This window comes from Modestobacter italicus (assembly GCF_019799965.1).
In the GTDB taxonomy this organism is placed as follows: domain Bacteria; phylum Actinomycetota; class Actinomycetes; order Mycobacteriales; family Geodermatophilaceae; genus Modestobacter; species Modestobacter italicus_A.
In genome coordinates, this window is sequence record NZ_JABGCJ010000001.1 from 110,575 (window position 1) to 131,031 (window position 20,457).

The following is a 20,457-nucleotide window of genomic DNA, read 5'->3' on the forward strand; positions in this document are numbered from 1 at the left end:
ACTCCGAGGGAGGCCACGGATGAGCAAGAAGACCAAGAAGGAGACGCCCGAGGACGAGGAAGCCGCGGGCGGCGGGAAGAAGAAGCTGCTGGTCATGGGGCTGGTCGCCGTCCTGGCGCTCGGTGCCGCGGCCTACTTCTTCCTGTTCAGCGGCAGTGGTGAGGCCGAGGCCGAGCCGGCGCCGGAGGCCGGGAGCGTCGTCCTCGCCGTCGACCCTGTGGCGATCAACCTGGCCGGGGGCAGCTACCTGAAGCTGGGCTTCACGCTGCAGTTTTCCCTCGCCTACGACGAGTCCGCCGGTGGTGGCGGGCACGGCGGCGGCGCCACCCCGGACGGCTCGAAGGCCATGGACATCGCCATCTCGCAGTTCTCCGGCGCCGCACTGTCGGACGTGCAGACCAACCGCGAGGCGATGAAGGCCGCCTTCGAGGCAGCGGTCATCGAGGCCTACCACGGCGACGTGTACGAGCTCTGGTACACGGAGTACGTCACCCAGTAGCAGAACGGCCCCCACGCCCCCAGCACTCGCGAGGGGGCCGTCCAGCACCTCACCAGACGCTCCTCCACCACCGTCCCCACTGGGACGCACCGGCACCAGCCGGTACCGGGGAACCGGTACCGGCTGGTCCCCGGCGGTCAGGGTCGACCACCCCACCGCCGATGAGGACATGCGTGAGCCTGTCCGACACCGTGGCCGAGGCGCCCAGCGTCCCCGCCCCCCGGAACCCCGACGGGCAGGGGCGTGCCCGGCGACGGGAACCACGCACCTACGACTTCCGTCGCCCGACGAAGCTCTCCCGTGAGCACGTCCGCATCCTGCAGATCGCCCAGGAGAGCTTCGCCCGCCAGGCGACGACGACGCTGACCTCCGCACTGCGCACCGGGGCGCGGATGGAGCTGGTCGGCATCGAGCAGTTCTCCTACGACGACTACATCGCCACGCTGCCGCCGTCGTACTTCCTGGCGGTCTTCACGCTGGAGCCGCTGCCCGGCAAGGGTCTGCTGGCCTACCCGCTGGACACCGCGATGGCGATGGTCGACCACATGCTGGGCGGCGCCGGCGCCGGCGACCAGCCCAACCGGCCGATGACCGGCATGGAGAGCAGCATCACCGGCCACCTGCTGGAGCAGCTGCTCGAGCAGTTCGCAGACGCCTTCGCGCACATCACCGCGCTGCAGCCGGCCCTGGACGGCGTCGAGTACAACCCGCAGCTGGCCCAGGCGGCGTCGGGCTCGGAGACCGTGATGGTCTCCACGTACAGCATGCGGATCGGCGCCCGCGAGCCCGAGGCCACGCTGGTGCTGCCGTTCTCCGCCTTCGCCGGACCGCTGAACAACGCCGCCTCCCCGCAGCTGTCGGAGTCCGCGCGGGTCAAGCGGCAGCGGGCCTACGAGGCGCTGACCGAACGGCTGAACGACGTGCCGGTGGACGTCAGCGTCCGGTTCAACCCCATCGAGGTCCCCTCCGGTGACCTGCTGTCCCTCGCCGTCGGCGACGTGCTGCTGCTGCGGCACACCCAGGACAGCCCGCTCGAGGTCACCACCAACGACGTGACCTTCGCCCACGCCCTGCCGAGCAACCACCGGCGCCGCCTGGCCGCCGAGATCGTCCCCGACATCGCCGCGACCGCCGCAAAGGACCACCCATGACCACCGCCTTCGGCACCTCGTCGGACTCCGAGACCATCGCCACCGCCGTCGCGGCCGCCGCCCAGGCCGCGGCCGCCGCCCTGCCGGCCGAGCTGGACCTGCGCGCCGGGGAGACGGTGGCCGACCCCGAGTCGGTGCCCCTTCCCGCCACGCCCGGAGCGGCCGTCACCGCCGCCCTCGGCGGCGAGGTCAGCGGCGACATCGTGCTGGTCCTCTCCGAGGAGATCGTCAGCGCGCTGACCAACTCCCCGGTCGGCCCGATGGACGTCGCCACCGCGCTGCGCCCGGCGCTGGAGGCCGCCGCGTCGGCCCTGGGCCGGGTCCGGGTCGCCGCCGAGCGCGTCGAGGAGGTCGTCCCCGCGCTGGACGGCCTCCGCGACAAGGGCGTCTTCCTCGCCGTCCCGCTGGTCAACGGCAGCGAGATCGCCGCGACCCTCGCGCTGCAGGTCACCCTGCCGCAGCGGCGTGAGCGCCGCGGCAGCCTGGACCTGCTGCGCAACGTGGCCATGGAGGTCACCGTCGAGATCGGCCGGACCCGGATGACGGTCTCCGAGCTGCTCTCCCTGCACCCCGGTGAGGTCGTCGAGCTCGACCGCGCCGCCGGCGCACCGGCCGACCTGCTGGTCAACGGCACCCTGATCGCCCGCGGCGAGATCGTTGTCGTCGACGAGGACTTCGGCCTGCGGATCAGCGAGATCGTGACCGACGCCGACCCCGGGACGGCGGCCCCGTGACCTGGATGATCATCCGCCTGGTGCTGTGCCTGGGCTTCATCGCGGCGGTGCTGCTGTTCGCCAGCCGGCTGGCCGCCAAGCGCGGCCTCGGTGGCACCACCGGTGTGATCGAGGTCGTCGCCCGTCAGCGCATGGGCCGGGCGAGCAGCGTCTCGGTGCTGCGGGTCGCCGGCCGCGTGCTGGTGGTCGGCTCCACCGAGGAGCAGGTCACCCTGCTCGCCGAGGTCGAGGACGACGAACTGCAGACCGCGCTGGCCGCCGCCCGGGTGCGGCCGGCCGCCACCGGTGCCGCCGACGACGTGGACGGCGTGACCGCTCCCCGCCCGCCGGCCCGCGTCGGCTCCCCCGCCCTGGCCGGGTCCGTGCTCGACCGCGGCACCTGGACGTCGGTCGTGCAGGAGCTGCGCGAGCGGACGGTGCGACGGTCGTGACCACGCTGCCTGCGCCGGCCACCCGTGGCCCGTCGAACGCACAGCGGTCGGCCCTGCTGCTGCTCGTGCTGCTCGGTGCCGCTGTCGCGATGGTGCTGCTGGCCGGGCCGGCCTCGGCCGCGCCGACCGCCCCCACCGCACCGACGGCCCCCACCGCACCGGTCGTGGACGACGGCGGGCTGGACATCTCCATCGGCGGGGACAGCCCGAGCACCGCGGTCACGCTGATCCTGGCGATCACCGTGCTGTCGATCGCGCCGTCCGCGCTGCTGCTGGTGACCTCGTTCACCAAGATCCTCATCGTGCTGGCGCTGACCCGGAACGCGCTGGGCCTGCCCACCTCACCGCCCAACCAGGTGCTCACCGGCATCGCGCTGTTCCTGACCATCTTCGTGATGGGCCCGGTGTTCGGGGACATCAACGAGGTCGCCGTCCAGCCCTACCTGGACGGCGCGATCACCGCCTCGGCGGCCTACGACTCCGGCGTCGAGCCGCTCAAGACGTTCCTGCTGGACAACACCCGGGACGACGAGCTGAAGCTGATGATCGGGCTGTCCGGTGAGGAGCGCCCGGCCGATGCCCAGTCGGTGAGCATGCTGACCCTGGTGCCGGCGTTCGTGCTCTCGGAGCTCAAGAGCGCCTTCATCATCGGGCTGGTCGTCTTCATCCCGTTCCTGGTGCTCGACATGCTGGTCAGCGCCGCGCTGATGGCGATGGGCATGATGATGGTGCCGCCGACCGTCGTGTCGCTGCCCTTCAAGCTGCTGCTCTTCGTGATCGTCGACGGCTGGGCGCTGATCACCACCGCGCTCGTGGGGTCCTACGGATGACCGACGCAGATGTCACCGACATCGCCACCCAGACGATGATCGTCGGCGCCAAGGTCGCCGCCCCGATCCTGCTGACCGCCCTGCTGGTCGGCTTCATGATCTCGCTGTTCCAGGCCGCCACGCAGATCCAGGAACCCACGCTCTCCTTCGTGCCGAAGATGATCGCGGTGGCGATCGCGCTGCTGGTGACCGGCAACTGGGTGCTCTCGGAGCTGGTCTCCTTCACCGACCAGCTGTTCGCGTCGCTGCCGCGATTGCTCGGCAAGGCCTGAGCCGGCATGGACCTCGAGGTCCCGTCGGCGACGCTGGCGGCCCTGCTGCTGGCCAGCACGCGGGCCACCGGGTTCATCGTCCTCGCGCCGCCGTTCAACTCCAACGGCATCCCGCGGGCGGTCAAGGGGGCGCTGGCCCTCGCGCTCGCGCTGGTCGCCTTCCCGCACATCACCGACCTGATGCCGGAGATCACCGCGGGGTTCCTGATCGTGGGAGCGATCACCGAGGCGGTCATCGGCGCTGCGCTGGGGTTCATCGTCCAGGTGCTGTTCGCCGCCGTCCAGCTGGCCGGCGACGTCATCGACCTGGCCGGAGGCTTCTCGCTGCAGCCGGCCTACGACCCCATGTCACTGACCACCAGCGGCGTGATCGGCAAGCTGCACTACCTGCTGGCCACCACGCTGCTGTTCACCAGCGGCGGGCACCTCCTGCTGGTCCGGGGGTTCGTCACCTCCTACGAGGGGCTCCCGGTGGGAGGTGCGCTGCCCACCGACCAGCTGGCGGCCACCCTCATGACGGCCTTCTCGATGATGTTCCTGGCCGCGATCCAGATCGCCGGGCCGATGGTGGCCGTGCTGCTGCTGGCCGACGTGGCGCTGGCCCTGCTGTCCAAGGCCGCTCCCGCGCTGAACATCTTCGCGATCGGCTTCCCGGTCAAGATCATGATCACGCTGACCCTGCTGGGTCTGACGTTCCCGCTGCTCCCTGCGGCGGTGGACTCGTTGATGGACACCGCCCTCGACGCGATCACCTCGCTGCGGAGCGGCTGACGTGCACCCGGGAGGAGGTGACTGATGGCCAAGGACGGTCCCGGCGGGGAGAAGACCGAGAAGCCGACACCGCAGAAGCTCAAGAAGGCCCGCAAGGAAGGCCAGATCCCGCGGACCCAGGAGCTGGGCACCTGGCTGGGCGCGGCAGCTGCCAGCGTGCTGCTGCCGATGGTGGTCGGGAACGCCTTCGACTCCGCCCAGGAGCTCTTCGTCCAGGTCGGCACCGTGGCGCGACAGCCGGAGCCGGCCGCGCTGTCGGTGCTGCTCGGCCGCGCCCTGGCCCTGTTCATGACCGCGCTGTTGCCCATGGCGCTGGCGATGATGCTGATCGGCACGCTCGCCTCGGCCGGGCAGGGCGGGGTCACGCTCGCCACCAAGGCGATGAAGCCGACGCTGAAGAAGCTCAACCCCTTCCCCGGGGTCAAGCGGATGTTCGGCACCCAGGGTCTGTGGGAGGCGACCAAGGCGATCATCAAGACGGTCGCGCTCGCCGCGGTCATCATCGTCACCTCGTCCAAGGCCCAGGAGCTGGTCGCCGCCTCCGGTGCCATGCCACTGGGCGAGGTGACCCGCACCTTCACCGAGTCCGCGGTGCTGATGTTCCGGGTCGTGGGGATCACCGGACTGGTCATCGCCATCGCCGACTACCTGGTGGTGCGGCACAAGATGATGAAGCAGCTCAAGATGAGCCAGTACGAGATCAAGCAGGAGCACAAGCAGTCCGAGGGCGACCCGCACATGAAGGCCCAGCGGCGGGCCACCCAGATGGCGATGTCGCGCAACCGGATGATGTCCGAGATCGCCGACGCCGACGTCCTGCTGGTCAACCCCACCCACGTCGCCGTCGCGCTGAAGTACGACCCGATGAAGGGCGCCCCCCGGGTGGTCGCCAAGGGTGCCGGCGAGGTTGCGGCGAAGCTGCGCTCCCGGGCCGAGGAGTGCCGGGTCCCGATGGTCCAGGACATCCCGCTGGCCCGTGCGCTGCACGGCTCCTGCGAGATCGGCCAGGAGGTGCCCGCGCAGCTGTTCACCGCCGTCGCCCGGGTGCTGGCCTTCGTCATGCACCTGTCCGCCCGCGGCGTCCACGGCGGCATGCACCGGCCCGGCTTCGAGGCCCCCGCGCTCGACGGGCTGCCCAAGGCGGGACGGCGCCGCTGACGAGGGACCCCGTCCTCCTCACCCCTCGCGAGCTCGGGCCGAGCCCCGGGACGGGGCCACCTGCCTGGTGCCCACGGCACTGCTGTGACGGGCGGGGCTGTCGGGCTGCCCGCGGTCGGTGCCGCGGTACGGACCGTTCCCCGGGCTGCCGAGAACGTCCCTGAAGGAGCGCCCCGGCGCACCGCCGGAGGACGACCGCACAGGAACGAGGGCCCGTGGGAAAGCTGACGAAGGCCGCCGTCCCCATCGGGGTCGTCTCCATCGTCCTGATGCTCGTCGTGCCATTGCCGGCCCCCGTGCTGGACCTGCTGCTGGCCCTCAACATCGTCGGCTCGCTGCTGATCCTGCTGGTGTCGATGAACATCAAGCGGCCGCTGGACTTCGCCATCTTCCCGTCGCTGGTGCTGATCGCGACCCTGATGCGGCTGGCGCTCAACGTCTCCTCGACCCGGCTGGTCCTGACCGACGGCTACGCGGGCAAGGTCATCGAGGCCTTCGGGCACTTCGTCATCGGCGGCTCGCTGATCGTCGGCCTGGTGATCTTCGTGATCCTCACGATCATCCAGTTCGTCGTCATCACCAACGGTGCCGGCCGGGTCGCCGAGGTCGGCGCCCGCTTCACCCTCGACGCGATGCCCGGCAAGCAGATGGCCATCGACGCCGACCTGAACGCCGGCCTGATCAACGAGAAGCAGGCCCGCAAGCGGCGCACCGAGGTAACCGCCGAAGCCGACTTCTACGGCTCGATGGACGGCGCCAGCAAGTTCGTCAAGGGCGACGCCATCGCCGCGATCATCGTGACGCTGATCAACCTGATCGGCGGCTTCGCGATCGGCGTCATGCAGCGCGGCATGGCCCCCGGCGAGGCGGTCTCCACCTACTCGCTGCTGTCGGTCGGCGACGGCCTGGTCTCGCAGATCCCGGCCCTGCTGATCTCCACCGCCACCGGCCTGATCGTGACCCGCTCCGCCTCCCAGGGCGACATGGGCTCGGACCTGATCAGCCAACTGTCCCGCAACAAGCAGCCGGTGCGGATCGCCGGCATCGCCGCGCTGGCGCTGTGCCTGATCCCCGGCCTGCCCAAGCTGCCGTTCCTGGTGATCGGTGGCGTGGTGCTGTTCATCTCCACCCGGCTCACCGACCAGGTCGACGAGGACGACGACGACAGCCCCGCCACCCAGCTCGCCGCCGCCGAGACGCAGCCGGACTCCCCGGAGGCGATCGCCGACCGGATGCGGGTCGACCCGCTGGAGCTCGAGGTCGCCTTCGACCTGGTCGAGCTGGTCGACACCGCCCGCGGCGGCGACCTGCTGGACCGGGTGAAGGCACTGCGGCGCAAGGTCGCCATGGAGACCGGTCTGGTCATCCCGCTGGTCCGCACCCGCGACAACCTCGACCTGCCCGCCTCGCAGTACGTCATCTGGCTCAACGGCGTCCCCGCCGCCAAGGGCACCTCGCCGGCCGGGACCGTGCTGGCGATCGGCGACCACCTCGACGGGCTGCCGGGCAAGGCCACCCGCGAGCCGGTGTTCGGCCTGGCCGCCAAGTGGGTGCCCGCCGAGCTGCAGCGGCAGGCCGAGATGGCCGGCGCGACCGTGGTCGACCGCTCCTCGGTCATCACCACGCACCTGGCCGAGGTCGTCCGGCAGAACGCCTCGGCGCTGCTGGGCCGCGAGGACGTCAAGGTCCTGGTCGAGATGGTCCGGCGCTCGCACCCAGCGGTGGTCGAGGAGCTCACCCCGACCCTGCTCAGCCTCGGCCAGGTGCAGCAGGTGCTGCAGGCCCTGCTGGACGAGGGCGTCTCCATCCGCGACCTGGTGCGCATCTTCGAGGCCCTGTCGCTGCGCGCCAAGGTCTCCACCGACCTCGACGGCCTGGTGGAGGCCGTCCGCGCCGCCCTCGGCGCCGCCATCAGCCACCCGCACGTCACCGAGGACGAGCGGCTGCACGTCATCACCCTCGAGCCCTCGTTCGAGCAGCGGCTGCTGGAGTCGGTCCGCCCGACCGAGGGCGGCCAGGTGCTGGCCCTCGACGGGCACACCGTCGACCTGCTGGTCCGCGGCTGCACCGACATCCTCGAGGACGCCGAGCGGCTGAACCTCTCCCCCGTGCTCGTCTGCTCCCCGCAGGTGCGAGCCGCCCTGTCCCGCCTGGTCCGCCAGGTCCTGCCCCGCCTGCCGGTCATCTCGTACAACGAGGTGTCCCGCACGGCACAGATCGAGTCCCTGGGAGTGGTGAGCGGTGCCGTCGCAATCCGTTGAGGCCGCCACGCGTGACGAGGCCATCGCCGCCGCACGCGAGCAGTTCGGTCCGGCCGCCCGGGTCGTCGGGGTCCGCCGCATCCGGTCAGGCGGGATGTTCGGGTTCTTCACCAACGAGCGCTTCATCGCCGAGGTCGAGGTGCCCGCCGGCACCCCCACGCCGGCCGACGGCAGCACCGCCGGTGCCGTGCTGAAGGACGCCGGTGCCGTGCTGAAGAACGCCGCAGCCGCCGCGCCCGCCCTGTCGCTCGACGACCGCATGCAGGAGCTCGCCGACCTTCTCGGCGCCGCCGGCCAGCAGACCCCCGACGTGGAGATGTACGGCCGGTCCACGCCCGCGCGGTCCCTCCTCGACGACGACGTCGCGCCCGTGCGCAACGCCGCCCCCGCCCGCTCCGCCGCCGCCGCCGCGGCACGGTCCGCCGCCGCCCCCCGCGAGTCGGTCCCCACGCACTCCGCCGCCGCCGCGGCCGCGCGGATCGCCGCCGCCCCCCGGACCGCGCGTCCGGCGTCCCGCCCCGCGAGTGCCCCGGCCGGTCAGCGGACCCCCGCCGCGAAGCCGTTCACCCCGGCCCGGCACACGCTGATGCTGTCGGCGGAGGAGCTGCGCACCGCCCGCACCACCGCCGACGAGCCGGCCGGGGACGAGCCGGCCGCCCCGTCCCCGTTCGCCGCCGCCCTCACCCGCATGGTCAGCTCCAGCCCGGTCCAGGCCGCCGCCGACGCCGCGGCCGAGGACGCCGCCGCCGCGGACGCTGCCGCTGAGGCGGCCGCCGGGGACGTCGCTGCCGCCCAGGCCGCAGCGGTCGAGGCCGCGGCCGCCGAGGCCGCCCGGCTCGCCGCAGCCCGCATCGACGCCGCCGCCGCGGAGGCGGCCCGGGTCCAGGCCGCCCGGATCCAGGCCGCCGCGGACGCTGCGGCTGCCGCCGAGGCCGCCCGGATCGAGGCCGAGCGGCTGCAGGCCGAGCGGGTCGAGGCCGAGCGCATCGAAGCCGAGCGCATCGAAGCCGAGCGCATCGCGGCCGAGCGACTGGAAGCAGAGCGGGTCGAGGCAGAGCGGGTCGAGGCAGAGCGGGTCGAGGCCGAGCGCATCGCCGCCGAGGCCGCTGCCGCCGAGGCTGCACGGGTCGCCGCCGAGGCCGCCCGTGTCGCGGCCGCCCGTGTCGAGGCTCAGCGCATCGAGGCCGAACGGATCGAGGCAGAGCGCCACGCCGCCGAGGCCGCTGCCGCCGAGGCCGCGAGGGTCGCCGCCGAGGCCGCCCGTGTCGTGGCCGCCCGGATCGAAGCCGAGCGCCTGGAGGCAGAGCGCCTGGAGGCAGAGCGCCTGGAGGCAGAGCGCCTGGAGGCAGAGCGCCTGGAGGCAGAGCGCCTGGAGGCAGAGCGCCTGGAGGCAGAGCGCCTGGAGGCAGAGCGCCTGGAGGCAGAGCGCATCGCCGCAGCAGCCGAGCGGGTCGCTGCCGAGGCAGCTGCCGCCGAGGCAGCCCGGCTCGCCGCCGAGCGGGCTGAGGCAGCGCGGGCCGAGGCCGAGCGCCGGGAGGCCCAGCGGATCACCGCCGAGGCCGAGCGGATCACGGCCGAGGCCGCTGCCGCCGGGACCGAGCCGGTCGCCGCGGAGCTGGTCGACGAGGTGCCCGCGCTGTCCATGGTCGAGTCGGTCCGCTCCGCCGACGAGGAGCTCGCCGAGCTGCTCGAGGAGGTGCTCGCGGCCAACGGCACCGGGCGTGGCCGGCACCGCTTCCCCGAGGCCGGCGCGCACGACGACCAGGACGCCGCCGCGGTGGCCGCCGGTGCCGTCGTCGGCGCCGCTGCCGTCGGGCCCGCGGCCCCGACCGTCCCCTCGGTCGTGAACCAGGTCCGCGACGTCCCCCGCCCCTGGGCCTACGGGACGACCGGGTCGCAGCCCAACGCCTACGACACCGGCGCCCACCGCCTCGACGCCCACCGTCTCCCTGCCCTCGGCGACGACGCGCGCGTGGCCCAGCGCGCGGCGCAGGTTGCTGCCGCCCAGGACCTCGTGGTGGACGCCGTCGTGGTGGCCGAGGATCCCGCGGAGGAGGTCCGGTACGTGGCCCCGCGCCCGGCCGAGGCACCCGCGGAGCGCTTCGTGCTGCCGATGCCGGAGGCACCCGCCCTGGCCCGCACCGCCAGCGACCCCGCGCCGCTGCCGATGGACGCCACGACCGTCCTGCCGCCGCTGTCGCTGATGCCGCCGCAGCGGTTCGGCACCGCGAACGGCCTGCCGCCGCTGCTCGCCTCCCGCCCGGGGGTGCCGCCGGTCCGCCGGTCGCGCCCGCCGGTGCCGGCCAGCCGCCCCTCGGTGACCGGCCGCCCGCGGGTCGCCCCGCTGCCGGTGGCCGCCGCCCCCGCCCCCAGCGCGCTGCCGGCCGCCGCCGAGACCGGCACCCGGCTGGCCACGGTCACCCGGCTGGTCCCGGCCCCGTCCACGGAGCTCGCGCCCTACACGGCGCCCGGCCCCGAGGAACTCGTCGGCCACCTGCTCACCCTGGGGCTCCCCCACTCGCTGCTGGACGCCGACTTCGCCATGGACGCCGCCGTCCGGGGGGTCTACGCAGCCCTGACCCGGACGCTCACCGAGCGTCTGCCGGCGGCACCGCGGGTGCCCGCCGAGACCGGCGACGTGCTCATGGTCGTCGGCCCCGGCGCCGAGACGCTGGCCGCCGCCCGGTCGCTGGCGTTCTCGCTGCGGCTGGACCCCGAGGACGTGCAGTGGGCCGCCTCCGGTGCGCTGGCCGGGCTGGCTCCGGAGAGCAGCCGGATCACCTCGTTGGAGACGGCGGCCGAGCGTCGCCGCACCAGCGGCTCCCGCGGCACCATGACGATCGTCGCCGTGGACGCGCCGCTGCGCACCGCCGGTGGGCCGTGGCTGGAACACATGCTCTCGGTCTGGACCCCCGCGGCGGTGTGGGCGGTCATGGACTCGACCCGCAAGCCCGAGGACCTGGTCCCGTGGCTGGATGCGCTGCCCCGGCTGGACGCCGTCGTCGTCCAGGACACCGACGCCACCGCCGACCCCGCCGCCGTGCTCGGCCACGTGTCGGTGCCCGTCGCCCTGGTCGACGGCGCGCGGGCCACCGCCCACCGCTGGGCGTCGCTGCTGTGTGAGCGCCTGGAGGAGATGGACGCGTGACCAGCCCGTTCCGCCGGGACGTCGTGCTGACCGCCTTCGTGCTGGCGGTGCCGCTGTTCCTGCTGGCGCTGCGCGGTGACCTCACCGTCGACGAGGTCATCACCCGGCTGCCGTGGTGTCTGGCCGCCGGCTGGGCAGCAGTCGCGCTGATCCGCTGGGCGAGCACGCCCCCGAAGCCGCAGGAGGCCGCGGCTACTGGCCCCGTGGAGTCTGCGGAGACCGAGAGCCAGCCCAGCAGCTCGTGACCGACAGGGGCCCCGCCGTCCAGCTGGACGGCGGGGCCCTGGTCGTCCGGCCCAGGACGTCCGCCCTGGGCACGCGGGTCAGAGCGGCAGGTCCTCCAGCATCTCGGTGACCAGCGCCGCGATCGGCGACCGCTCCGAGCGGGTCAGCGTGACGTGGGCGAACAGCGGGTGGCCCTTGAGCGCCTCGATCACCGCGGTCACCCCGTCGTGCCGGCCGACCCGCAGGTTGTCCCGCTGCGCGACGTCGTGGGTCAGGACGACGCGGGAGTTGGTGCCCAGCCGGGACAGCACGGTGAGCAGCACGCCACGCTCGAGGGACTGCGCCTCGTCGACGATCACGAAGGAGTCGTGCAGCGAGCGCCCCCGGATGTGGGTCAGCGGCAGCACCTCGATCAGACCGCGGGCCACGATCTCCTCCAGCACGTCGGAGGAGACGAGCGCGCCGAGGGTGTCGAAGACCGCCTGCGCCCAGGGCGCCATCTTCTCGCCCTCGCTGCCGGGCAGGTAGCCGAGCTCCTGGCCACCGACCGCGTACAGCGGCCGGAAGATGACCACCTTCTTGTGCGCCCGGCGCTCCATCACCGACTCGAGGCCGGCGCACAGGGCCAGCGCCGACTTCCCGGTGCCGGCCCGTCCGCCCATGGAGACGATGCCGATCTCCGGGTCGAGCAGCAGGTCCAGGGCGATGCGCTGCTCGGCGGAGCGACCGTGCAGGCCGAAGGCGTCACGGTCGCCGCGGACCAGCCGCACCTGCTTGTCCGGCGTCACCCGGCCCAGCGCCGACCCGCGCGAGGACAGCAGGACCAGGCCGGTGTGCGTGGGCAGCTCGGCGGCCGAGGGCAGGTAGGCGGTGCCGGTCTCGTAGAGCTCGCGGATCTCCTCGTCCTCCAGCGACAGCTCGGCCATCCCGGTCCAGCCGGCGTCGACCACGCCCAGGCCCCGGTACTCCTCGGTCGCCAGGCCGATCGCCGCCGCCTTCACCCGCAGTGGCACGTCCTTGGTGACCAGGCAGACGTCGCGCCCCTCCGAGCGCAGGTTCAGCGCGACGACCATGATCCGGCTGTCGTTGCTGTCGTTGCGGAAGCCGGCCGGTAGCACCGACGGGTCGCTGTGGTTCAGCTCGACGTGCAGCGTGCCGCCCTGGTCACCGACCGGCACCGGGGCGTCGAGCCGGCCGTGCTCGACCCGGAGGTCGTCGAGCTTGCGCAGGGTCTGCCGGGCGAACCAGCCCAGTTCCGGGTGGTCGCGCTTGTCCTCGAGCTCACCGATCACGACGAGGGGGACGACGACGTCGTGCTCGTCGAAGCGCAGCAGCGCGCCCGGGTCGGAGAGGAGCACGGAGGTGTCGAGGACGTAGGTACGGCGAGTGCTCACGAGTCGGCTCCCAAGGGGCGCCACCCTGCTGACAAGGCGCGCCCCGGCTCGAAGGTGACCGGGTCCCGGCGCTGGGGCCGGGACTCGGCCCCTCTGGTGAACGAACTGCGTCGCACCAACCGGGCCTCCCGTGGAGGGCGGGGTGAGCCCGTCCTCCACTGCGGACGCTAGGCCGCCCCACCGACGAAAGCACGGGTCCGACACGCGAACGGGTGACCAGTGGTGCGCCGTTCGCCAGCTGGACTCCTGCCGGAAACGTCGCACCCCGCGTCCTCAACGGCCGCCCGGGGCCAGGTCGCGAAGAGCTGCTCGCGGGGTCAGCCGCCGGCGGAGGGCCGGTCGCCGGGCCGGCGGCGCACCGCGACCAGCGCCCAGACCAGCGGCACCAGCAGCACCGGCCACTGCAGGGAGAGGTCGCCCAGCCACAGCAGCCCGACCACGAGCAGCACCGCCAGCCAGCCCGCCGTCCACAGCCCCAGCAGCCGCCGCTCGTCCGGCGTCCCAGCGTCCGGCGTCCCGTCGTCCGGCACGGCTCAGGCGCCGGCGAGCTCGGCGGTGACCACCGCCGGGGTGAGCGGCTCGTCGAGCAGGCGGAGGAAGCGGTCGGCCACCGGCTGCCCGGCCGGACGGGCGGCGAGCCACGCCGACAGCAGGTCGAAGCCCTCGACGTAGGTGGAGATGTAGGCCCGCCACAGCGGGTCGGTGAGGAAGCGCAGCTGCTGGACCGCCCGGTCGTGGCTGACCAGCCCCCAGCGCTGCAGGTGGGCGATCACCACGTCGGGGTCGGCGCCACGGTCGTGCAGCAGGATCGCGGCGTCCTGGCGCACCCGGTTCAGCGGCGCCGCGGCCTCGGCGATCCGCTCGGCCAGGTGCCCGTCGAAGCGCAGCCCCAGGTCACCGAGGACGTCGGCGGCCCAGGGGCCCCACCCCGCGCCGATGGACGCCTGCACGCCGAGGTCGGCCAGCCCCTCGGCCATCAGGCACTCCGGGGTGTTCACCAGGAAGACGGTGTGCTCCAGGTGCTGGTCGCGCTCGACCAGGCCACGCTCCTTGCGGCAGTGCTCGGTGTGGTGGCCCGGGTAGGCCTCGTGCGCGACCAGGTGCGGCAGCTGGCCGAGCCGGTGCGGCAGGTCGGCGTTGATCGCCACCCGCGAGCGGTAGTCGCCCTCGTAGTAGTTGAACCCCGACCACGGCTTGTCGGTGACCACCTCGTACCGCACCGTCTCCACCTCGGGCAGGCCGTACTGCCCGCGCACCCGATCGCGCAGCGCGGAGGACAGGGCGTGCACCGCGGCCTCCAGCCGCTGCGGCGGGCACTCCTCCCGGCGCCGGTGCGCCGCGTAGCGCTCGGACAGCGTGCCGCTGCCGGGCAGCAGCCCCTCCAGCTCGGCGTGTGCGGCGGCGTACTCGGCCGGGTCGCCGAGGGTGACCGAGACCTGGAAGTAGGCCTCCACCTCGGCGATGAAGCCCACGGGCTCGCCACCCAGCTTGCGGGCGCTGCACTCCAGTCCGGTCAGCTGGCCGCGCAGGTAGGCGGTGCGGTCGGCCGGCAGGGAGGCGGAGTCGAGCTCGGCGAGCAGGCCGCGTGCCTGGTCGCGCAGCTGCTGCGGAGTGGGGGCGGGCTCGTCGGCGACCTGCGCGCGCAGCCGTGGGTCACCGGTGTAGGCGTCGACGAAACCGGGCTCCAGCCGGTCGAAGCGCAGCCCCAGCCGCACGTACTCCAGGGGGACGTCGACCGCGCCGGCTGCCATGCCCCGCAGTCTCCCAGCCGCCGTCCCGCTGGCCCCCAGCGGCCATGTCGGCCGACATCGCCGCCGTCTTCCTGGTCGCCGGTCAGCCGCCGAAGCGGCGGTGCCGGGCCGCGTAGGCGCGCAGCGCCCGCAGGAAGTCGACCCGGCGGAACTCCGGCCAGTACACGTCGGTGAAGTAGAACTCCGAGTGCGCCGTCTGCCACGTGAGGAACCCCGACAGCCGCTGCTCGCCACTGGTCCGGATCACCAGGTCCGGGTCGGGCTGCCCACGGGTGTAGAGGTGCTCGGCGATGTGCTCGACGTCCAGCACCTCGATCAGCTCCGGCAGCGTCGTCCCCCGCTCGGCGTGCTCGGCCAGCAACGACCGGACGGCGTCGGCGATCTCCCGCCGCCCGCCGTAGCCGACCGCCAGGTTGACCGTGGCACCGGGACGGTCCCGGGTGTCCCGCTCGGCCCGGGTCAGCACGGCGACGGTCTCCTCGGGCAGCAGCTCCAAGGCGCCCACCGCCCGCAGGTGCCAGTTCCGGTTCGGCCCGGCCAGGTCGCAGGCGACGCCCTCGATGATCCGCAGCAACGGGGTCAGCTCCGGCTCGGGCCGGGTCAGGTTGTCGGTGGACAGCAGGAAGAGCGTGACCACCTCGACACCGGCCTCGTCGCACCAGGACAGCAGGTCGGCGATCTTGTCCGCCCCGCGACGGTGCCCCTCGCTGACGTCCTCCAGGCCGATCGCCCGCGCCCAGCGCCGGTTCCCGTCGATGATCACGCCGACGTGGCGAGGGGTGTCGGCGCCCACCAGCCCTCGGGCCAGGCGGCGCTCGTAGACGACGGTCAGTGCGTCCCGGACCCGTGCGCGCACCCCCACGCCGTCACCCTAGGTGCCGACCGGCTGACCGGCTGGCTGCGGTGCCGATCGCGTCGCGCGCCCGGCGGCGACCTCACAGCCGGTTCCAGATGACGGCAGTACCTACGCCTCCGTAACCTCGGCTCATGAACGTCTCCTCAGACCGCGAGGACCACGTCCGGATCACCGCTGACGGCGCCGAACTGGCGGCGCCGGCCGGCCACGGCATCGACACCGTGCACGCCGAGGGGGAACGCGTCCAGGCGGTCGAACGGGACGGCGAGTGGGCGGTCGCCGACTACGGCGACTCCGACTTCACCCACCCCGACACCCGGCCGCGGATGCGCGGCTGGCTCCACCTCTTCGCCTTCTTCGGCTCCATCGTGGCGGCCGCGGTGCTCATCCCGCTGGCCTTCGTCGAGAACCCGCGGGCCGGCTGGTCGGTCACCGTCTACTGCCTGACCATCCTCGGCCTCTTCGGCATCAGCGCGGCCTACCACCGGCGCCGGTGGTCACCGCGCGGCTGGAAGCTGATGAAGCGCGCCGACCACTCGATGATCTTCATCTTCATCGCCGGCACCTACACGCCGTTCGCGCTGCTGGCCGTGCCGGAGCCGACCGGCTGGTGGCTGCTGGGCACCGTCTGGCTGGGGGCCGCGCTCGGCGTCGCGCTGAAGATGGTCTGGCCGACCGCGCCGCGCTGGCTCGGCGTGCCGATCTACCTGGCGCTCGGCTGGGCCGCGGTCTTCGTGCTGGTCGACATCCTGCAGCTGGTCGGGGTGACCGTGCTGGTGCTCATGGCCGTCGGCGGCGTGCTCTACAGCGTCGGCGCCATCGCCTACGCCAGCAAGCGCCCCAACCCCTGGCCCGGCACGTTCGGCTACCACGAGGTGTTCCACGCGATGACCATCGTGGCCGCCATCTGCCACTACATCGCGGTGTACTTCGCGCTCTACAACTCGCCGTTCACCTCGTGAGCCTCCGGATCACACCGCGGCCAAGAGCCGTGCCCCGGGGGCGCTGAGCTGTTTCGTGCGACGGCGTCGGGAGACTGCGGGCCCCCGCTCAGGCGGACGGACTCCGGCCGGTGCGGGTCAGCTGAACGGGGCCCGGTGGTCGAGCTTGAGGCTGAGCTTGCCGGCGGTGCGCCAGGCGCGGGCGACCACGTCACGGTCGGCGTCGGTGACCAGGTTGCCCATGACGCGGAGGGCCACGGTCATCAGCGCGCGTGAGCGCATGCCGACCGGGCCGGCGGCCGGGAGCAGGCGGGGCACGGTGAGCAGGCCGGCCAGTCGCCGGGCGATGGAGAACGCCTCGCCGTAGTGCCGGCGCAGCGTGGCCGGCCAGGCCTGCGCCCAGTCGTCGTCGGCGAACAGCTCGACCACGCTGCGCCCGGTCTCCAGGCCGTAGTCGATGCCCTCGCCGTTCAGCGGGTTGACGCAGCCGGCGGCGTCCCCGATCAGCGCCCAGTTGCGGCCGGCCACCCCGGACACCGCCCCGCCCATCGGCAGCAGTGCGCTCGCCGGAGCCCGGACGGCGCCCTCGATCTGCCACTCCTCGCGCCGCTGGTCGGTGTAGAGCTCCAGCAGGCTGCGCAACCGCACGTCGGCCGGACGCCGCTCGGTGGCCAGCGTCCCCACGCCCACGTTGACCTGACCGGCGTCCGCACCCAGCGGGAACACCCAGCCGTAGCCGGACAGCAGATCACCGTCGGCGCCCCGCAGCTCCAGGTGCGAGGAGATCCACTCGTCGTCGCTGCGGCCGGAGGTCACGTAGCCGCGCGCGGCCACGCCGTAGGCGGTGTCCTTGTGCCACTCCCGGCCCAGCACCCGCCCCAGCGGCGAGCGGACGCCGTCGGCCACGACGAGCCGGCGGCACCGGACCGTCGTCGTCGAGTCGTCGGGACGGCGGAACACCACCGCGGCCACCCGGTCGCCGTCCCGCTCGACGCCCACGGCGCGCGCGGCCTCCACCGGGACGGCACCGGCGTCCAGGGCGACCTGCCGGATCCGGGCGTCCAGCTCGGTGCGGGGCACCGCACTCCCGTGGTCGGGCAGCGAGCCGCCGGGCCACGGCAACAGCAGCTCCTGCCCGAACCCGGCGGCCCGCAGACCGCGGTTGCGGCCGTGCGACCGCACCCAGTTCCCCAGCCCGAGCTGGTCGAGCTCGGCGATCGCCCGAGGGGTGAGCCCGTCGCCGCAGGTCTTGTCCCGGGGGAAGACGGCGGCGTCGGCGAGGACGACGTCGGCACCGCCCCGCGCGGCCCAGGCCGCAGCGGCCGAGCCGGCCGGCCCCGCCCCGACCACCAGGACGTCGGTCTCGGTGGGCTCGACGTTCGTGGTCACCGGCCCAGTGTCCTCGCCGGGCCTCAGCCGACGTTCGGCCCCCGGGAGCGGACCTCCTCCACGCCGGCCATCGCCGTCCGCAGCTCGGCCAGCCAGTCGTCGGTGTGCTGCCCGACCAGCCGCACCGCCCAGACCAGTGCCTCGGACCGGGAGCGGGCGACCCCGGCGTCGACCAGGGTGTCCAGCACCAGCCGCTCGGGCTGGCGCAGCCGGGTCATCACCGGCACCGACAGGGTGGTGAACAGCTCGCGGACGTCGCCGCAGGTGGCGCCCCAGGCGACCGATCGGCCGTAACGCTCCTGCGCCGCGTCGGCGATCCCCATCCGCTGCCCGCGGGTCTGCTCGCGGAAGCGGGCGATCCGCCCGGCCCGGGCCGCTGCAGGGTCCCCCTCCCCCGCGTCGGGCTCGGGGACGGTGCCGATGACGGTGATCTCGTCGCGGTCGATGACCAGCTCGACCGGGCCGGTGAACCACTCGTCGGGCAGCCGACCGGCGAACCAGCCGGCGACCTCGGCGCGCTCGACGGGTGGGCTGGCCTCGGCCCCGCGCCCGCGGGCACGACCGCGGCCGGGGAAGCCGTCGGGTGGGAAACGGTGGTGGTGGGTGAACACGGTGCCTCCTCGATCGGACGGACACCAGCGAATGTAATCGTGTAATCAGCCGCTGGGGCCGTTGATCGCTGCGCCGAGAGCGGACAGCCCGGCCGCCGGCGCACGCAGCCACGGCGCCATCACGATGGCGGCCCACCCCTCCCGCCGTCCCGACCTGCCACGCGTCCTCCGGCACTCGTCGTCGCAGCCGGGGCGACCCGCGCCGCCCGTACGATGGCGGTCCGCGTCCACCCAGGGGGAGGCCCGCCGCGTGGCCCACGTACCGCCGGACCGCCGACCGACCGCCCGGTTCCGCCGCCGGCCCGGCCCGGCCCCCGGCCGGGCAACCCGCTCGAGACCACGTACGACCGGACACCGCCCGCCGACGCCGACCGCGCCGTCCCGCCGTACGACGCGGTCGGCTGGCCGCCCCCACCGGCCGCTGAGCCGGGGGCCGGCCCCCGGCGGTCGTGGCGACCCGGCGGTGGTTCCGACGGGCGTCCACCCGCCGAGGCCGAGCGGAGCGCACGCCGACCGTGGCGCCGGCAGCGCCGCACCCGCCGTCGTGGGCTCCTGCGCACGCTCGGCCGGCTGCTGGTCGTCGCGTTCCTGGTCCAGGCCCTGGTGCTGGCGTCGCTGCGGTGGGTGGACCCGCCGACGACCGCGTTCATGGCCGCCAACCCCGACGGTGCCGTGCAGCAGTCCGTGCCGGTCGAACACGTCTCCCGCAACCTCCTCGCCGCGGTCGTCGCCCACGAGGACGCCCAGCTGCCCTACCGCTCGGGGGCGTTCGACTGGGACGAGCTCGTCGCCCGGGCCCAGGCCCACCTCCGCGGCGACGAGGACCCCTCGGGATCGACCATCCCGCAGCAGGTGGCCAAGAACCTCTTCCTCAACCAGGAGCTGAGCGCCTGGCGCAAGGCGGTGGAGGCAGGCCTGGCCGCGGAGCTGGCGATCGCCGTCGACGACCGGCGGATGCTCGAGCTGTACGTCAACCACGCCCAGTTCGGGCCGACGGTCTACGGCGTCTGCGCCGCCAGTTGGTACTACTTCGACACCCCGCCCGACACGCTCTACCCCGACCAGGCCGTCCAGCTCGCGGGCCTGCTGCCCTCCCCCGGGCACGTCCGCCGCGCCCCCGGCGGTGGGCTCGACTTCCAGGTCGAGGACGGCCTCGGCTGGCTCTCCCGGTCGCACGTGCTCAACGCGCAGAAGCGACTGCCCGGCCACCTCGAGCGGCTGGGCTTCCAGCCGATCGAAGACCTCGGGATCACGGGGCTGGCCGCCGACGAGCCCGACAGCGACGACGACTGCAGCGAGCGACCGCAGGAGGTCGCCGACCTGATCGCCGCCGAGGGCACCGCCTGACGCACGCGGCCGGTCCACGTACCGCCGCGCGCCGCCGTCACCCGATCGTCACGTTCGCCCGGGCCTGCCCTGGGCACCCTCTCGGCGAGATCGAGGAGGTCGTCATGGACCGGACCCCAGCCCGCCCGCGGGTGCTCGCCGTCGTGCTCCTGGCCACCATCGCGCTGCTGGGCGGTGCACTGCCGGCCCAGGCGAGCGATGACCCCTGGTGCAGCATCCGCTGGGGCTCCCTGCCCGAGGCCGCGGCCCCGGCTTACCCGTCCGGCACGGTCGCCGACGTCCGGGCCGGGCAGCACCCGTGCTTCGACCGGCTGGTGGTCGACCTGCACGCCGCGTACGCGACCAGTGGGTACGCCGTGCGCTACGTCGACCAGGTCGGGGCGCAGGGGTCGGGGACGCCGGTGCACGTCCGGGGCGGCGCCGTACTGCAGGTCATCGTGGGAGCACCCGCGTACGACGACGCCTACCGGCCGACCCACCAGCCCACGGACCCAATCGAGGTCGTCGACGTCGTCGGCTCCCGCACCCTCCGGCAGGTCGCCTGGGCCGGCTCCTTCGAGGGGCAGACGTCCCTCGCCGTGGGCACCCGCGCCCGGCTGCCGTTCCGGGTGTTCGTGCTGGACGGCGCCCCGGGGGCGGCCGACGGTGCGCGTGTCGTGGTGGACGTCGCCCACCACTGGTGACACCG

At 73.8% G+C, this 20,457-nt stretch carries 20 protein-coding genes; 14 read left to right on the forward strand and 6 right to left on the reverse strand.

Annotated features, from left to right (window positions below; translation table 11 throughout):
• Positions 1–19 precede the first annotated feature (19 nt).
• From HLA93_RS00595 to HLA93_RS00645, 11 genes are all read left to right on the forward strand, one after another.
• Entirely contained in the window at positions 20–499 is a 480-nt protein-coding gene (locus HLA93_RS00595) for a flagellar basal body-associated FliL family protein (protein WP_222192287.1), read from the forward strand.
• Positions 500–672: 173 nt separating this feature from the next.
• Positions 673–1,650: a flagellar motor switch protein FliM gene (locus HLA93_RS00600; RefSeq protein WP_308127869.1), complete on the forward strand. Its 978-nt coding sequence runs from the start codon at positions 673–675 to the stop codon at positions 1,648–1,650.
• Positions 1,647–2,384, forward strand: a complete 738-nt coding sequence (gene fliN / locus HLA93_RS00605) for a flagellar motor switch protein FliN (protein ID WP_222192289.1) — start codon at positions 1,647–1,649, stop codon at positions 2,382–2,384. The genes HLA93_RS00600 and fliN overlap by 4 nt, the downstream gene beginning before the upstream one ends.
• Positions 2,385–2,389: 5 nt before the next feature.
• Positions 2,390–2,815 carry a FliO/MopB family protein gene (locus HLA93_RS00610; protein WP_246625544.1) on the forward strand — a complete coding sequence of 142 codons (426 nt, stop codon included), beginning with the start codon at positions 2,390–2,392 and terminating at the stop codon, positions 2,813–2,815.
• Entirely contained in the window at positions 2,812–3,645 is an 834-nt protein-coding gene (gene fliP, locus HLA93_RS00615; protein WP_308127870.1) for a flagellar type III secretion system pore protein FliP, read from the forward strand. The genes HLA93_RS00610 and fliP overlap by 4 nt, the downstream gene beginning before the upstream one ends.
• Complete coding sequence (gene fliQ, locus HLA93_RS00620) at positions 3,642–3,917, forward strand: flagellar biosynthesis protein FliQ (RefSeq protein WP_222192291.1); 276 nt, start codon at positions 3,642–3,644, stop codon at positions 3,915–3,917. The genes fliP and fliQ overlap by 4 nt, the downstream gene beginning before the upstream one ends.
• A gap of 6 nt (positions 3,918–3,923) precedes the next feature.
• A complete protein-coding gene (gene fliR, locus HLA93_RS00625; RefSeq protein ID WP_222192292.1) occupies positions 3,924–4,688 on the forward strand; it encodes a flagellar biosynthetic protein FliR in 765 nt (254 codons plus the stop codon).
• Between the two features lie 24 nt (positions 4,689–4,712).
• Positions 4,713–5,846, forward strand: a complete 1,134-nt coding sequence (locus HLA93_RS00630; protein ID WP_222192293.1) for an EscU/YscU/HrcU family type III secretion system export apparatus switch protein — start codon at positions 4,713–4,715, stop codon at positions 5,844–5,846.
• Positions 5,847–6,061: 215 nt separating this feature from the next.
• Positions 6,062–8,107: a flagellar biosynthesis protein FlhA gene (gene flhA, locus HLA93_RS00635; RefSeq protein WP_222192294.1), complete on the forward strand. Its 2,046-nt coding sequence runs from the start codon at positions 6,062–6,064 to the stop codon at positions 8,105–8,107.
• Entirely contained in the window at positions 8,088–11,255 is a 3,168-nt protein-coding gene (locus HLA93_RS00640) for a hypothetical protein (protein ID WP_222192295.1), read from the forward strand. The genes flhA and HLA93_RS00640 overlap by 20 nt, the downstream gene beginning before the upstream one ends.
• Positions 11,252–11,500: a hypothetical protein gene (locus HLA93_RS00645; protein WP_222192296.1), complete on the forward strand. Its 249-nt coding sequence runs from the start codon at positions 11,252–11,254 to the stop codon at positions 11,498–11,500. The genes HLA93_RS00640 and HLA93_RS00645 overlap by 4 nt, the downstream gene beginning before the upstream one ends.
• Positions 11,501–11,578: 78 nt before the next feature.
• On the opposite strand, the gene HLA93_RS21895 is transcribed toward HLA93_RS00645, so the two are convergent.
• From HLA93_RS21895 to HLA93_RS00665, 4 genes are all read right to left on the reverse strand, one after another.
• Positions 11,579–12,874 carry a PhoH family protein gene (locus tag HLA93_RS21895; protein ID WP_222192297.1) on the reverse strand — a complete coding sequence of 432 codons (1,296 nt, stop codon included), beginning with the start codon at positions 12,872–12,874 and terminating at the stop codon, positions 11,579–11,581.
• A gap of 317 nt (positions 12,875–13,191) precedes the next feature.
• A complete protein-coding gene (locus HLA93_RS00655; RefSeq protein ID WP_222192298.1) occupies positions 13,192–13,404 on the reverse strand; it encodes a hypothetical protein in 213 nt (70 codons plus the stop codon).
• A gap of 3 nt (positions 13,405–13,407) precedes the next feature.
• On the reverse strand, positions 13,408–14,625 hold the full coding sequence (locus HLA93_RS00660; protein WP_222192299.1) for a DUF885 domain-containing protein: 1,218 nt from the start codon (positions 14,623–14,625) through the stop codon (positions 13,408–13,410).
• An 82-nt stretch (positions 14,626–14,707) separates the two neighbouring features.
• A complete protein-coding gene (locus tag HLA93_RS00665) occupies positions 14,708–15,487 on the reverse strand; it encodes an isoprenyl transferase (RefSeq protein WP_222192300.1) in 780 nt (259 codons plus the stop codon).
• 125 nt (positions 15,488–15,612) lie between these two features.
• Between HLA93_RS00665 and trhA the strand changes: the two genes are divergently transcribed.
• Complete coding sequence (trhA, locus tag HLA93_RS00670) at positions 15,613–16,443, forward strand: PAQR family membrane homeostasis protein TrhA (protein WP_222192301.1); 831 nt, start codon at positions 15,613–15,615, stop codon at positions 16,441–16,443.
• A gap of 117 nt (positions 16,444–16,560) precedes the next feature.
• Here the strand turns inward: trhA and HLA93_RS00675 are convergent, their stop codons facing one another.
• Both HLA93_RS00675 and HLA93_RS00680 read right to left on the reverse strand, forming a co-directional pair.
• The gene (locus HLA93_RS00675; RefSeq protein ID WP_222192302.1) at positions 16,561–17,811 is read right to left on the reverse strand and encodes a geranylgeranyl reductase family protein; all 1,251 of its coding nucleotides are present in this window, start codon (positions 17,809–17,811) and stop codon (positions 16,561–16,563) included.
• Positions 17,812–17,834: 23 nt separating this feature from the next.
• Positions 17,835–18,422 (reverse strand): hypothetical protein, encoded by a 588-nt coding sequence (locus HLA93_RS00680; RefSeq protein ID WP_222192303.1) that lies wholly within the window; start codon positions 18,420–18,422, stop codon positions 17,835–17,837.
• A 213-nt stretch (positions 18,423–18,635) separates the two neighbouring features.
• Between HLA93_RS00680 and HLA93_RS00685 the strand changes: the two genes are divergently transcribed.
• Positions 18,636–19,769, forward strand: coding sequence for a transglycosylase domain-containing protein (locus HLA93_RS00685; protein WP_222192304.1), 1,134 nt, complete (start codon positions 18,636–18,638; stop codon positions 19,767–19,769).
• A gap of 104 nt (positions 19,770–19,873) precedes the next feature.
• Positions 19,874–20,452 (forward strand): AMIN-like domain-containing (lipo)protein, encoded by a 579-nt coding sequence (locus HLA93_RS00690; protein ID WP_222192305.1) that lies wholly within the window; start codon positions 19,874–19,876, stop codon positions 20,450–20,452.
• Positions 20,453–20,457 lie beyond the last annotated feature (5 nt).